Here is a 14,346-nt window from a genome sequence, read left to right as displayed (position 1 = left end):
CAAGGCCCGCGCACGGCGCGGGCGCGCGCCGCCTCTGCGGCGCGGCCTGCCTCCTGTCTCCGCCCCGGCTGGCCGCGCCCGGCGGCGCGCTCGGCGGCTTCGGGCATGAAGTGGGGAGACACCCTCTGTGGCTGGGGTGGTCGGCTCCACGGCTTTAGGCAGCCACTTTGGGGCGAGCCTCTAAGATCATGGCCCCAACGTCGTGCTTTACCGGGCAGGTCCACAGACTGCCCGACGCGCCGAAAGCTTACGGGGCCATGATCACTCGCCCCAAAGCAGCTCCAGCCCAAAGCCGCTCCGCCGACCTTCAGCTGGTGCTCCTCCTCGCCCAAAGTGAGTTCACTCGATCCCGCTGTCGCGTATAAATCCAAGTCGGTACCGGTGGCGCCCCCGAAGTGGCTACACAGTAGTCGCCATACGCAGAGAAGACTGTGCCGATTCGAGCGCCAGAAAGTTCTCCATCGGGGAGAGTCATGAGCGAATCAAGGCGTCGGTCGAGAGTCTCGCTTTTCGTTTCAGCCGATCGCCAAGCCAAGACTTCCGTGAGTTGCGTGAAAGCCGCTCCGGAAGCCAGGGCAACTACGATCAAGCGAGCTAGAATGATATTGTTTCCGTCGGAAGTTATTGGGATGGCGACAAGAATTGCACCAATAGCGGCAACCGCGAAAGTCCACAGCATGCGCCCGTAATATTCGGCCGCCGACTTATATAGATGCTTCCCCCAAAAGGCATTTTCCTGGAGGTGTGCACAGAGCCGCTTCATCCCAAGAGGGGCGTCACTAGCGAAATAGTCTGGCGGCACAGGTGTCGGGGATGCCTCTCCAGAAGGCGGGGTTACACGGTCGAACCAGTTGCTGAGGTCGACCCTCTCGCTAACCGTTCCGAGGGCGTCCAGCAGGAGTCCGCGAATTCTCCCCTCTTCCCCGGCCGAATGGCATTTCCCGGCCTTGTTGCGGGTAACCCAGGACGAGATTTGGACCCCTAGAGCGATTAGAGCGGGAATGTAAGTCAGCGGGCTTGCGATGAAAATCGACACGACACTGAGGGCGAAGGTCGCCACCTGGAGCCACCTGCTCCTCCTATAGCCCTTCGCTGCCTTTTCGAGCTGCGCGTTGGCCAGTGCAATGATTTCATGGGACGAAGTTTGGGAACTGGTCACCTAGCAGACTCCCCCAGTAATAAAGAGCCCTTTGCGTGTCACCCTGCTGTTCACTTTCGAGGGCCTTTTCTGCAATGGCTCGCGCGGATGAGATCGTAGCGTCTTGGTCGTCGTAAAGTTTCTTTGGTAGATGCCGGACGTGTTCGAAAAAATCGACTATTGCGAACGAAGTCGGAGGCATAGGGAAAGTGAATGCTGCGCTTGCTGCATCTTCGATTTCATAGGAGGCGAGAGGCTGGCCATTACATCCACTCCACCATTTCGCAATTCGGATCAGTCGAATGAATCCAACCCCCAGTTGTGCGGTCTTCTCTGTGATCTCTTTGTTTCGTCTTTCCGGGTCGTAGGTATGCCACGCCTTCCGGTCGGGCGACGGGATCGTATAGGTCGCCTTATTGCTGGCGGGAATGGCCGGAATCACATCAACATCCGGCCCTTTGGTGAAGCTGATGCGAACCGTGTTTTCTGAGATTGCAGCCGTGTGGTATCGACGCGTAAGGAGCGTCAAAAGCCCTGCTGTGATGGATTGAGGGGTGTTCTCTGTGAGGGAAAGTGGATACAGGACGGCAGCGACGTCTACGTCGGAATACTTCCGAATCGCCGTCGAGTGTGCCATTGAGCCAGTTATTTTGCATGACTGAATCTGGGTCGCCTGCCTAAGGAATCGGCAAATTTCAGTGGCTCGCTCCAGCGCTTCGCTAACCTCCTGCTTGTTCAGGCTGATGCGTTGCGTGAACAGTTCGAAGCTTCTCTCCAGGGTGGCGTTCATGTATTCGATGCGCTCGGATCCTCAAGGGGGAGGTGGTGTCAGGGCGGACGGATCTTCATTTTGCCCTAGGGCCGTACGTGGAGTGGCTACTCCGGAGAACCTCCCCCTGCATGTCCTGGGCCGTCCGAGGCCGGCCAACGCTGACAGTCGGCACCCACAGGTGACCACCCCTACCCCGCTCTGGCCTGGGCTCCCCGCGTCGATCTGCCACACTGGATGCATCATGCCCAAGCCCGGAGAACTGGCATGACGACGCCAGGTCGGCTGGCTACGGTCGTTCTGTGTGAGAAGACGACGGTGGCCTGGCCGCTTGGCTGGAGTCGAAGCGGCTACTCACCAGCCCTAAACGTCACATCGATACATTGCGGTGTCTGCTTGCCGAGGACGACGACGCGCTCCTGATGCACGACTACGACCTGATCAGTGATCCGCAGACAGTTGCCATCGTGAGAGCTCAGCAGCGCTCAGCGGGACAGCGCCGCCGTAGGCTGCGACGACTGGCGACGCGCCGACGCTCCGCGAAGTGACATCAGCGGATGACATCAACGCCCCCGGACGGCAACGGACTCGAACAGTCACGGGGGCACCGGGAACCCTCAGCGTCATGAGCACGGAGCAGGCCGCACGGCCCGGTGATCGAACTTGTAAGGCGTTGGTCACGCATCGAGCGCCGGACGGGTGTGACGGCAACGAGCGTGGCTCTGTCAACGGCACTAGCGACGCTAGCAACATAGTGGAGGCCGGTAGGGGGTGCAGCGAGGCACACGCGCCTGGACGGTCAACCCGCCACTGTCTGGCACGGTTGCCTCCGACCACACACGGTGGGCTGTAGCGCGAAAGCCACAGCCCACCGTAGTGTTGCCAGGTCCTCCGGTCGCGGTTACTTGACGAAGAGGATGTGGTAGGACCCGGTCACGACGATTGCCGTCGTCACGACCAGGGACTTCAGGCGGGCGGTTCGGCGCTCATCGGCAATGGCAAACCGAACCGTCCGCCCCATCTCCTTGAACATGTCTCTCATACTTTTAATTGCCTCCAATCTGTAGAGACACCGGACGGAGCCTCTACCCTTCCTGGTAGCGGGAAACAAAAAAAGCCCGACTTCAATTTGCGCGACACAAGTATTGCGCAAAAAGAAATCAGGCTACGATTTCATACTCACATATTAGATTGACAATGTTCACGCCCTGGAGCTTCTGACATCAGTAACGGCAGCGTTCTGCCACCATCCGTGTCGGATACTCGGTACTAGACCAAGTTAGCACGGGTGAGGCAGCGTCAGCAATGGTGCGGCATAAGGAAGTTACGCTCCCCGACCTGAGAGCTTAGGCGCTGGCAGCACGTGCTGGCCATCGCGACTTGCTCTAGGCGACGGCACTGGCAGGGTGGTGCAGCCAGTGGAGGTACAGCGAGGCACACGCGCGCCTAATCGGTCGGCGCACCCGCCATCGTGGCTGACTGTCATCGGCTGAGGTTCGTGCCACAACCGTGCCAGATGCAGGGGTCAGTCACGGTCAACGCCGGTGCCCTGCAGTCGAGTAGCCGCTCACTCCCTCGGCCGGCGAAGCCGCAGCTCAGCCCGTAGATCACCCAGCCTCTCTCCTAAAGCGGGGCTGCTCCGGTCCGGCCCGACGTCAGGTGGGATAGTCTCCCGGGCCCTCGCGGATGAGGGCACCCAGGTGCCTTCGCTTCCGCGATGAACGGCGTCTTCGCAGGTGACGGCGACGTACGCGCGACTCCAAGGCGATGCGACGGTCACTGGCGTAACTGACTGGGTGGCTGCTTGCGATCGTTCGGGAGCACACCCAGCTCGGGGGCACATAGCTACGGTCGAGGCTTCACGTATGAACCGCGACGAAACGCACGGGTTCCCCGAGTACTGCCGTAGCGGAATGCAGGTCCGCCAGCCGGGCCGACAGCGTCGCCTCTGCCAGCCGCGGCGGCAGCGCGTCCCCGAATTTCAGGCCCCGCACCGCCCGTTCGTCGACAGGGGGGAGGCAAAGCCGGTCCGGAGCCTCGCTCACCACTTCCTTCCAGACCGGTGGAGTGATGTCTTCCCGCAGACGGATCCAGTGATCGTTGATGCGCTGAGCCGGCACGGCGATCCCCTCCACCGTGGCGGCCAGCGTCGCGTTCGCCCGGTGACCCGCCCAGGTCCACCAGCGAAGTTGTCCCGATTCGTCGCGCACGATCAACGTGCCGCCCGGGTGAACCTTTTCCAGGAAGACCTCACGCGCATCCTTGAGCGTCGTGGTGGCACGTTGAGTCAGAGCGACGGGCGGGTCCGTGCCGAGCAGCACATCGCGTACGGCCCGGGTGACCTCGAACGAGGTGCCCTGGCCGAAACCGGTGCCGCTCCACTTGGCCTTTCCGCCGCCGTCGACCGGCTCGACGAAGCAGCGCTTGCGGTGCCAGTCGATGTAGGTGACCTGCCAGCTGCGGCCGGCGAGGAGGAGCCTGCGGGGGCCGGCGACCCGCTCGGTGAGCAGGGCGGGGTCGGTGCGGCCGATCTCGGTACGGCCCTGCAGGACGGTGAACTGCGGCGGTGCCGTGAAGACGGCGGTGAGGTTCATGAAGTGGCGGTGGCCGAAGCGCCGTTCGGCTTCAGGGCCGATGAACAGCATGCCGCCCTCCTGGTCCAGGTATCCCGCGTCGACCAGATGGCGGACGATCGGCTCGGCCGACCCTCCGAACGGTCCCAGGCCGTTCCACCATTCCTGCCAGAGCCGGCTCCCGACGCGGTGTTCCTGGAGGCAGAGGGCGAGCAGCTGCTGGGCGACGATGTGCCGGGGCTCGGGCGGAGCGGTGACCGGTTCGACCCAGCCTCGAGACCACTGGAGCAACAGTCCCGCGGCAGCCAGGAGGCCGCCTTGGTCGAGGGTGAGGAAGAGGCAGTTCCGGGTCGTGCCGGGGCGGCGTCCGGTGCGGCCCAGGCGCTGCAAGAAGGAGGCGACAGAGGTGGGCGCGTCGATCTGGATGACCCGGTCCAGGTCACCAACGTCAATGCCCAGTTCCAGCGTGCTCGTGGCGATGATCACGCAGTCGCGGGCCTCGGCGAACGCGGTCTCCGCGCGTCTGCGTTCGTCTAGGGAGAGAGAGGCGTGCGAGAGGAACGTGGTCACGCCCTTGGCCCGCAGCTTGGCACCCAGTTCCTCGACCAGGCGCCGTGACTCGCAGAAGACGAGCCGCTTCTCGCCCCGGTGGAGGGCGCTGATGACGGTGGCCGCGTTGTCGAGCGAGCCGACGTAGTCGAGCTGGATGTCACCGGGTGGCACGGAAGCCGGTATCGGCTGTGCCTCGGCCAGGTGGGGCGCGACGACGTGGCCGAGGCGCTGCCCCGCTCCCGATCCCTGGAGCCACGTGAGCAGGGCTTCCGGGTTGCCGACCGTCGCGGAGAGGCCGACGCGCTGCACAGTGCGGCCCACGACCCGCTGCAGGCGCTCCAGTACGGCGAGCAGGTGCCAGCCGCGGTCGTCGCCGGCGAAGGCGTGGACCTCATCGACGACGACGGCCCGCAGGCCGGAGAAGAAGGACGCGTGGTCGACGTTGACGCTGACCAGCATGGCTTCCAGCGACTCGGGGGTGGTGAGCAGCACGTCGGGCCGGGAGGCGAGGATGCGCCGCCGCGCGCCGGCCGGTGTGTCGCCGTGCCACAGGGCCGCGGTCCGGCCGAGCCAAGCGGTGTAGGTCTCCACGCGCGGCAGCAGGTTGTTGAGCAGCGCCTTGAGCGGGCACACGTACAGCACCGATGTGCCGGACCAGCCCTGGGCGTGCATCCGGGACAGCAGGGGGAAGCAGGCGGCTTCGGTCTTGCCGCCGGCCGTCGGGGCCAGCAGCAGGGCGTCGTCTCCCGCGGTGAGCGGGGCGACGGCGGCCTTCTGGAGCGGGCGCAGGTCCTTCCAGCCCAGCGTGTTTACGATGTGGTGGACCAGCGCCGGTTCCAGGCCGCCGGCGGTGGTCACGGCAGTTCCAGCTCGATGTCATCCGCCCGGTCGGCGGCGGCGTTGCGTTCGGTGTCCGTCAACTCGCGGGCCGAGATGGTGAGCTGGTAGTGCTTGCGTGGGTCGAAGTCCTCGAACTCGTCGACACGGTCGAGCACGTCGGCGACGAGCTTGCGCAGGAAGACGCGGGGGGCGATGCCGACGTTGCCGCCCAGACCTCCGGTGACGGCGGTGGCGAGTTCGCCGACGTAGGCGTCGTCGACCCGCGCGGTGACCCGCTCGGGGTGGCGGGCCGCGCCCCGGTAGAGGTCCCGCACCTTGCGGCCGAGTTCCCCCAGGCGCGGGAGGTCGAAGCCGGGCAGGCGGAGCTGGACGGCGCGGGGCGAGTCGAAGCGGGCGTCTGTGGTGAAGTCAGTGGCGAGCCGCTGGGCCAGAGGCGGGAGCCGCTGGACGCCCTGCTGGCCGTCGTAGAACGCGGGGGTGCCGGTGATGACGAGGAAGAGACCGGGGAAGCGTCCGGCGTCGATCTCGTCGAGGAGCTGGCGCAGGGCGTTGAGGCCCTTCTCCCGGACATCGCCGCGGACGCGTTGCAGCGTCTCCGTCTCGTCGAGGACGAGGAGCAGCCCCGGGTGGCCGCAGTCGCGCAGCACGGTCAGGAGTCCCTGGAGGAAGCCGAGCGCGGCGAAGTGGTCGAGATCTCCGCGTACTCCGGCGGCCCGGCGGGCGGAGGCGGCCACGGACTTCTGGCCGCCGAGCCAGGCGATCAGAGCTTCCGCCGTGGCGCCGTCCCCGGCGGTGACGGCACGGCGGTAGCCGCGCAGGGCGGCGGCGAACGCGGGTGTGGTGCGGGCGACGTCGGCGAGCCGGCGTTCCATCAGCGTGTCCACGGCCGCGGCGAGGGCTTCCTCGTTGTCCTCGTCGATCTCCGAGCCGTCGAGGACCTCCTCCTCCAGGGTGTAGAACCACGAGTCGACGACCGCGCGAAGTGCGCTGGGCTGGTGGGTGGCGGTGGCCAGGCGCTCGGTGAGTCGGCGGTAGACGGTCTCCAGCCGGTGCAGCGGTGTCTCGGTCTCGGAAATCTGTACTTCCGCGGTGGCGAGTCCCGCACGTTTGGCCCGCTCGGCCAGCCAGCGGGCGAAGAAGGTCTTGCCTGAGCCGTAGTCACCGCGGACAGCGTGGAAGGCGGCACCGCCGCGGGTGACGGTGGCTAGGTCGTCGCCCAGAGCGGTTTCGAAACGGTCCAGTCCGACCGCGAACAGGTCGAGGCCGGACTGCGGGACCGTGCCGCGCCGCAGGGCGTCGATGACCTCGCGGCGGCGGACCGCGCTCACGGAGGCGGGCGCGGTCACGCCTTCTCCTCCCCCCGCTGTCCTTCTTCGGCCTCGTCCGTCTCGTGCGCGTTCTGCTTCGGCAGGAACTGCTCGCTCAGGAGCGGCACGTCGAGCTTCACCGCGTGCCCGCCGTCGATGAACCCGAGAACGGGATACCCCTCGACGTTCAGCAGCCGCTGCACCGTGGCGACGAAGCCCTCGATGTTGCGGCGCACCCGCCCGGTCGCGGAGATCGCCGCGGCGAGAGCGGCCGGGGACATCGTCCCGCCCGCCGAGACGAGCGCGTCGATGACCGCGGCCACCACCTTCGCCTCGGGCGCCTTGCGGACGTACTCCTTCTGAGCCGCATACACCTCGCTGCTCACCACCGTGCTGCCCAGCGCCCCGGCTACCGGCGGTGCGGCTTCCGTCCGGGCGGACGGCGGCGCCTCGGCAGCCGGCGCGGTCTCGGAGGGTGCCGTGGGTCGCGCGGGCGAGGGCATCGCCGGCTGATCGGCAGGCACGGCGGCGGGCTGCAGAACGTCACCGGTGACGTGCGTCCGCCACCAGCCCGGCGTGGACAGCTCGCGCGGCAGCGGCACCCAGTCCTTCGGGGCCTCCCCCCCGGCTGGCAGCAGGACGAGCACCGGGACGGTGACTTCGGCCAGGGAGGCTCCGCCGTGGTATCCGGCGCGCCGTCCGGTGTAGCGGATGTCCTCGCGCCACGGCAGGATCACCGCTCCCCCGCCCTCGCCCACCCTCGGGCCGTGGACGGCGATCTCCCCCTCCCCCACGGCGTCGCCGGTGCGCCAGCGGGCGGACTCAGCCCCGTCCACGGCGGGCGTCGGGGCGTCGGTGCGGCCGCCCCGCTCCAGGACGTGCCCGTGGTCGGCGACGAGGACGACGGGGCGGCCGTAGCTGCGGGCGGCGGCGAGCAGTTCACGCAGATGCGTGACGTCGGCCAGGGACCAGGTGGTACCGCGGCCGTGCCGGCCGTTGTCCAGTGCCTCGTCGATGGTGTTGAGAACCACGCCCACCACGGCGTCCGAGGCGAGGGCGGTCATGAGTTCGTGAGAGAGCGCGTGGCCGGCCTCGCCGCCGATGGCGGCCTTGTGGAAGAGGGCCGCCGCCTTGCGCCGCCGTTTCCAGAAGGCGGTGAATCCGCTCGTCTCGGCCGACTGGCCGCCGCCCGCCGCTTCACCGGCCAGCAGGGAGGCACGGCTGACGCGGGTGATGGAGGGCAGCATCGAGACGGCGGCGAGCCGCGCCGGGATCTCGCCTGCCTCCGGGCGCGGCACGATCTCGCGCCAGCCGTCGCGTTCCGCCTCCTCGCCGAGCTGCGCGGCGACCGCACTGCTCATGCCGTCGAGGACGAGGAGGAGCGGAGCGGCCTGGCCGGTCAGCGGGCGTACGACGGCGTCCAGCACGTTCTCGATGACGAGGCAGCCGTCGGGGTGCTGGGCGGTGGCGTGCGCCGCCCAGGCGGCGAGCCTTATGGCGCACCCCTGATCGAGGCGCTGCCTGCGCTCACGTGCCTGTTCGTACAAGGCGCGCAGGTCGCGGCCGGTCTCCAGGTCGCCGTCGGGGTCGCCCGCCCACAGCACGGTGAGCGCACGGTCCACCCAACCCCAGTCGGAGACATGGGCCCGCACGGCGGCGGCCACGCCGGTGACGGCGGGCTCGGGGCCGCTGAGCCAACGCGCCACCCGTACGGCCGTCTCGGCTGCCTGGACGGGGTCCGGGCGCAGGCCGACCAGGGCGTGGCCGAGGAGGTCGGCCAGCGCGGCCTCGCCGGCGGCCGCGGACCGGCGGGCTTCCGCGACGGTCCGGCGCAGCTGCGCGGTGAAGCTGGAGGGGAGGAAACGGCTCGCGGTGAGTCCGGGGGTGAGGCCCGCCTTGTCGGCCAGCTCGTCGGCCCGGTCCAGTACGGCGTCGACGCGTCGGCGAGCGTCCTGGCTGGTCCGGGCGTCGGCGATCCAGCGGGTGAGGGTCCCCTCCACGGCGTCGGTGAACACGGCGAGTTCCGACCGTCGGGGCTTGACCTGTCCGAACAGTCCGCCGAGGGCGAGCACGGTGTCGGGCTGGGCGGCGGGGTCCCGCAGTGCGGCGCCGAGCAGTCCGAGCGGCAGGGCATCGTGGCCGAGTCCGGCCTCGGCGAGGGACAGCAGAACGGGGACAGCCGGGCCGGCAACCTCCGCGAGCCACTTCTTCAGTTCCCCACGCTCTGTGGCGCCCAGTTCCGCGAACCGCCGGGGTCCAGCGGGTGTGCGCGACCAGGCGAGCAGCGTGTCGGCGTCGAGGGTGACCTGCCCGTCCTGGCCCGAGGAGCCGTGCACCGCGCGCAGGCCGAGCCGTTCGGCGGTCAGGGCGCGCAGGGCCGCGTCCCGGGTCAGCACTCCGCCGACGCGCGGCCAGCCGTCTTCCGCGGGCTCCGCTTCGACCAAGGCTTCCAGGAGCCACCGCTCGCGGTACATCCGCGGGTCGAGGGCGGTAGCGCCGAAGCGCTGGAGGATGACCTCGGCGTTCTCGACGGTGAGCGTCTTGCGCCGTACGGCCCTGCCGCGCACGTCCCATCCGAGCTGCTCGTCGTCGACGCCCGTGGTCACCACGAGCACGTCGGAGGAAGCGGCAGCGCTCCGGTGCTCGTGCAGGGCGGCGACGACGCCGAGGACGGAGGCTTCGTCGCGTACGTGGACGCGCCGCGCCTCGCCGTCCAGGGTGACGGTGAACCGGGGCGGGGCGCCGGGCGCGTACTGGCCGTGGACGAGCACGAGGCTGCGCTCGCCCAGGTCCTTGGCGTTCGCGGCGAGCAGGGCCTCCACGGTACGGCGGCCTACCCGGGGCAGGGCCGGGGCCATCAGCCGGTGGTCCCTTCGCCGCCCGGTTCCGCCTCGGTTTCGGCGGAGCCTTCGGTTCCGGACCCGGTGTCGGCGACTGGCTGCCAGGAGACCTGAATGCGGGTGCCGGGGTGGGCGGCGAGGTAGGCGCGGATCTCCGCGTCGATCTCGGCGACCGTGGTGGCCAGCGATACCTCCAGCTGGGTGGGCTCGACGAGGTGGACGGCGCGCCGGCGACCGGCCTGCGCCGGGACGACGGCCTCCGCGCCACCCCCGCTGCGGGAGGAGTCGTCCGGCGTGACGGGCTGGTCCGACACAGGGGCCGAGGGGACGGGGGGCTTGCCGTGGGTGGTGAGGCTGACGTCCTCGGCGGTCGGCTCCGGCGTGACCGGCGCCACGGGCGGAGTGACCGGCTGCGCCGGCTGGGCGAGGCGGGTGGCCTCGCGCATCAGGGCCATGACGGTGTCCGGGAGCCGGTCCAGCACGGGCACGAGCGAGACGGTCTGCTCGTGCTCGCGGGCGGCTCGGTGCACCTCGTCCAGGAAGCGGGTGGCCCGCTCGCCGAGGCGGTCCTGGCGTACGGCGAGGGTGCGGCGTACGTCCTCCAGCAGGGACCACTGGGTACCGCGCATCGCGGCGGCGACCTCCGGGGCGTGCCGCAGGGCGCCTGCGATCTCCTCGTCGGTCACGTCGTACGCGGCGGCGGCCAGCTCCCGCACGCACGCGGCCGGTTCGCTGGTGCGCAGCAGCCGGGCAACGAGGTCGGCGGCGGCCTTGGTGGACTTCAGGCGGGGCGCGTCGGAGCCGGTCAGCCCGAGGTGGTGGGCGTGCTCCGTCAGAAGGGTGCGCACCTCGCCGAGGGCCATGCGGTGCTCCTCCGCGACCGCGCGCACGCCTTCGGCGAGCCGGGCGACATTGCGCGCGAACAGAACCCGCGAGACGGTCCTGCCGAAGATCGTCCCGGCGCGGCCGAGCGCGGTGTGGAACTCGTCCTCGGTGGGCAGTTCCACGGCCCTCAGCCCGTATCCGGGGCCGATCCGCTCCAGCTCCGGTGCCTTGGGCAGCGGCGAGGTCTGGTAGACCCAGGTGCGGTCGTCGAGCAGGGCGTACGTGGCGATGATCAGGTTGCTGACGTGGCGGTCGAGGCCGGTGTAGCCGAGCTCCTCGATCCAGTCGCGGATGTCCTCCACGGACAGCTCCGGGCCGGCGTCGGGGCTTTCGGCGGCCTTCTTGTTGATGCGCAGGCGCCAGTCGGTGGTGACGTTCAGCGGCCCGTCGTGGACCTCGCCGAGCTGGAGGGCGTGCACGATCCGGCGGACGACGGGAAGGTGCTGGCTGTTGACCACGACGCGCCGGGAGCCGTCCTCCATCGCCCTCGTAATCCATTCGAGGGTGGTCTTCAGCTCGCGGGTGGTGACGGCCTTGCGGGTGAGGCGCGGGTCGAAGTCGGGGTGCTTGGGGTGACGGGCGTTGAGGAGCCCGTCGGCGAGCAGGAAGAGGTTCTCCTCGAAGCCGACCGCCGGTTCGGGCCTGGTGCGGGTGAAGCCGGGCTGGAGCGAGATCAGGTGGTGGCCCTCGGGGACCTCGGCGCCCGCGGTGCCCGGCTCGGCCTTGTTGATGCCGTACAGCTGCAGCAGGGCGTCGGTGAGCTGGGTGGTCAGGCTGTCGCGGGACGCTTTGAGCTGGTTGCGGATCTGGATGCGCTCCTCGGCGGGTCGGGTCGCCGTGTGGTCGTCGAGCCGGTCGCGCTCCAGCAGGTAGTTGATCTTCAGCAGGCGTCCGAGGTTGCGGGCCTTCTGCTCGGACAGGAAGTGGGGCAGCCAGACGATCGTCGGCGCCGTCTTCCCGGCGCGCTTCATCCGCTCCACCCGCTGCACGTCGTCCATCGGCGAGTGGGTGTGACCGTCGAAGGGGTAGTCGAAGACGAAGCGGATGTTGCCCTCGGTCTGCGGCGCGAACTCGGCATCGGGCAGGTGCGGGTCGCGGACGTTGCCGAAGACGAACTCGACGGTGCGCTTGGTGCCGCGCCAGACGACGGTCCGCTCGCAGACGAACGCCTGGGTGTCGGGGATGCCCAGGGCCGCCCACAGCTGGTCCTTGATCCACTGGCGGCGGTAGCCGTCCTGGTCGGCGACGCCCTGCACCTCCTCCAGCAGCGGCTCAACGTCCAGGTCGGACAGGTGCAGGTGGAAGACGGGGTCGGCGGGGTCGCCCTCGCTCCGCAGCTCGCCGTCGAAGCCCTCAGCCTGGAGCTCCTGCAGGCGCTTGACGGCGACGGCCCCCGCGTCGCCCACCCGGGTCCTGATGGTGCCGTGGTTCAGCGCGGCGAGCCGGCCGCCCGTGAGCCGTGTCAGGGCGGGCACGTTGGGGGCGAGGGAGGCCAGCAGCAGCGTCTTGACGAGCCGGTCATCGGTCCGGAACCGCTTGTCGTCCTCGGAGCCGTACTTGGTCAGCAGGTGCTCGCGGACGCGGGCGTGGAAGCGGTGCGCGATCTCCGACTCCTTGCGGAGCTTCGCGGTGAACGCCTCACCGGTCCGTGCGGCGATCACGTCCCACAGGTCGCCGATCGGGACGAGCTGGCCGAGCCGCAGGTCGTCGCGGTGACGCCGCAGCAGCTCCTGCACCAGTTTCAGACCGGTCCGCTCGCGCTGGAGCGCGCCGGAGAGGTCGACCAGGACGTTGAGCAAGGCCGGGGACAGCGGGTACAGGGTGCGGAAGTCGTCCCAGCTCGCCTCGGTGCGCCCCTGCGCGTCGAGCAGCACCTGCCGCACCTCGTCCCGCGACGACTCGACGATCTTGAAGGCGTCGTCGCGAGCCTGCTCCATGCCCGGCCGCGGGGCGAGCACGCGGTGCTTGATGATCTCGACGAGGTTGCTGTCCTCCAGCTCCACAACGTCCAGCCGGCCGGCGAGGTACTCGACCTGCTGCTCCAGGTTCTGCACGTCGGCGCCCGCCACGTCGGAGCCGATCAGCTGGGACAGGTCGCGCTGGCGGGAGATGAAGGACACAATCGGCACGGGCCGGCCGCTGTCGGCGGACTCGATCAGCTTGACCAGCCGCTGCACCTGGTCGCGGACGAAGTCCTGGTCGCCCATGTGCGCCTGGAGCCAGAGGATCAGCTCGTCGAGGAAGAGGACGACACCGTCGTAGCCCAGCGACTGGGCGTGGCGGGAGATAACCTTCAGGCCGTTCTCCAGCGGGATGAAGGACTGCGCGTCGCCACGGGCGGCCTGCGTGTAGGCGGCCATGGGCCCGGTCAGTAGCGCCGACACCAGCCGCTCCCGCTCCTCGCTGCCGGGCGGCGCGGCGAAGGCCCGGTCCAGCTCGGCGGTGCTCCAGCCGCCGGTCCCGGCCAGGTCGGCTCCCCCGTCAATGCCCGGCAGGTCGTCCTCGTCGTCCGCACCGGCCGTCCCGCCCCCGCCGGGGGCGGTGGCCGCCGCCCCGGCGCCGAGCCACTGCCGGAACTTGTCGTCGTCGCCGAGGAACTTCCGCTGCCGGTCCGCGTCGGCGAGCAGCGCGTCCGACCGGTAGACGGCGGGGGTCGCCGCCTCCGGGTGCAGCTCCCGCACGGTATGGACGTAACCGCCGAGCAGCGCCGAGTCCAGGTCGGTCGACCCGACCAGGTGGTACGGGATCATCAGGAACCGGCTGCCGCCCAGCCAGTCCCGGTGCTCGGCGACGACCTCCGTCAGTCCCCGCTTGTTCAGAGCCCCCGCGTGGCCGTTGAGCACGGCGTGCAGCACGGTGAGGAAGTGGCTCTTACCGGCACCGAACGAGCCGTGCAGGTAGGCGGCGTGCGAGTCTCCCGTGCGGACGGCCTTCGCAACGATGCCGAGCGCCTTGCGGAACGCCTTCTGCAACTGCTCGGTGACGACGTACTCCGCCACCCTCTCGTCGGCCTCGTGGAAGCCCTGGGAGAGGTCGACCTTGAAATCGCCCGCGTGGACGTCCTCCTTGATGTCGATGACATCAAGGAGGAACAGCTCTGTGGTCGACATCAGGCGATCATTCCCTCACTGTGCTGGCGGCCGGCCCGGACAGCGCCCCCCTCAGGCGTTGGCGCGACGTCCATCTTGCCAGGTGGGTCCGACAGTGGGAGGGGAGATCGTGACACCTTCGGCGTGGGGTATCACGGTGCCTCTTGGGTCAGGGCCACCTCCACGCAGTTGTCACCGGCGCCGCCGCTGTGGCCCCCCAGCTGCCGACCGACGACTCAGCGGGCGACGCCGGACGCGTGCGCGGTGAACGCCGACCAGGCGGTGGGGGACATGCGCAGGGGCTGGATCCGGGTGTCCTCGGAGTCGCGTACCTGGAGCACAGCGGCTCTCCC

General features: G+C 69.1%; 7 protein-coding genes. All 7 read right to left on the bottom strand.

Annotated features, from left to right (window positions below; genetic code table 11):
* Positions 1–1,130: 1,130 nt before the first annotated feature.
* The 7 genes from AQJ30_RS38460 to AQJ30_RS37105 all read right to left on the bottom strand — a co-directional run bounded on the left by AQJ30_RS38460 (position 1,131) and on the right by AQJ30_RS37105 (position 14,334).
* Positions 1,131–1,928, bottom strand: coding sequence for an SMODS domain-containing nucleotidyltransferase (locus AQJ30_RS38460; RefSeq protein WP_159052351.1), 798 nt, complete (start codon positions 1,926–1,928; stop codon positions 1,131–1,133).
* Between the two features lie 880 nt (positions 1,929–2,808).
* Positions 2,809–2,940 carry a hypothetical protein gene (locus tag AQJ30_RS39845; RefSeq protein ID WP_281200955.1) on the bottom strand — a complete coding sequence of 44 codons (132 nt, stop codon included), beginning with the start codon at positions 2,938–2,940 and terminating at the stop codon, positions 2,809–2,811.
* A gap of 826 nt (positions 2,941–3,766) precedes the next feature.
* Positions 3,767–5,890 (bottom strand): DEAD/DEAH box helicase, encoded by a 2,124-nt coding sequence (locus tag AQJ30_RS22685; RefSeq protein WP_067237073.1) that lies wholly within the window; start codon positions 5,888–5,890, stop codon positions 3,767–3,769.
* Positions 5,887–7,218: a BREX system ATP-binding protein BrxD gene (brxD, locus tag AQJ30_RS22680; RefSeq protein WP_067237070.1), complete on the bottom strand. Its 1,332-nt coding sequence runs from the start codon at positions 7,216–7,218 to the stop codon at positions 5,887–5,889. The genes AQJ30_RS22685 and brxD overlap by 4 nt, the downstream gene beginning before the upstream one ends.
* The gene (pglZ, locus tag AQJ30_RS22675) at positions 7,215–10,037 is read right to left on the bottom strand and encodes a BREX-2 system phosphatase PglZ (RefSeq protein ID WP_067237067.1); all 2,823 of its coding nucleotides are present in this window, start codon (positions 10,035–10,037) and stop codon (positions 7,215–7,217) included. Before pglZ ends, brxD begins: the two co-directional genes overlap by 4 nt.
* Positions 10,037–14,014, bottom strand: a complete 3,978-nt coding sequence (locus AQJ30_RS22670) for a BREX-2 system ATPase PglY family protein (RefSeq protein WP_067237065.1) — start codon at positions 14,012–14,014, stop codon at positions 10,037–10,039. Before AQJ30_RS22670 ends, pglZ begins: the two co-directional genes overlap by 1 nt.
* Positions 14,015–14,229: 215 nt before the next feature.
* Complete coding sequence (locus AQJ30_RS37105) at positions 14,230–14,334, bottom strand: DUF397 domain-containing protein (protein WP_079084205.1); 105 nt, start codon at positions 14,332–14,334, stop codon at positions 14,230–14,232.
* Positions 14,335–14,346 lie beyond the last annotated feature (12 nt).

The sequence above is a fragment of the Streptomyces longwoodensis genome (assembly GCF_001514125.1).
Lineage (GTDB): Bacteria > Actinomycetota > Actinomycetes > Streptomycetales > Streptomycetaceae > Streptomyces > Streptomyces longwoodensis.
The sequence above is the reverse complement of the archived record's forward strand: the minus strand, read 5'-3'. Positions and strand labels throughout refer to the sequence as shown.

Excerpts from the sequence above, each read along its gene's own strand:
- AQJ30_RS38460 (WP_159052351.1), bottom strand. The coding sequence starts at position 1,928 with ATGAACGCCACCCTGGAGAGAAGCTTCGAACTGTTCACGCAACGCATC.
- AQJ30_RS22670 (WP_067237065.1), bottom strand. The coding sequence starts at position 14,014 with ATGTCGACCACAGAGCTGTTCCTCCTTGATGTCATCGACATCAAGGAG.
- pglZ (WP_067237067.1), bottom strand. The coding sequence starts at position 10,037 with ATGGCCCCGGCCCTGCCCCGGGTAGGCCGCCGTACCGTGGAGGCCCTG.
- AQJ30_RS39845 (WP_281200955.1), bottom strand. The coding sequence starts at position 2,940 with ATGTTCAAGGAGATGGGGCGGACGGTTCGGTTTGCCATTGCCGATGAG.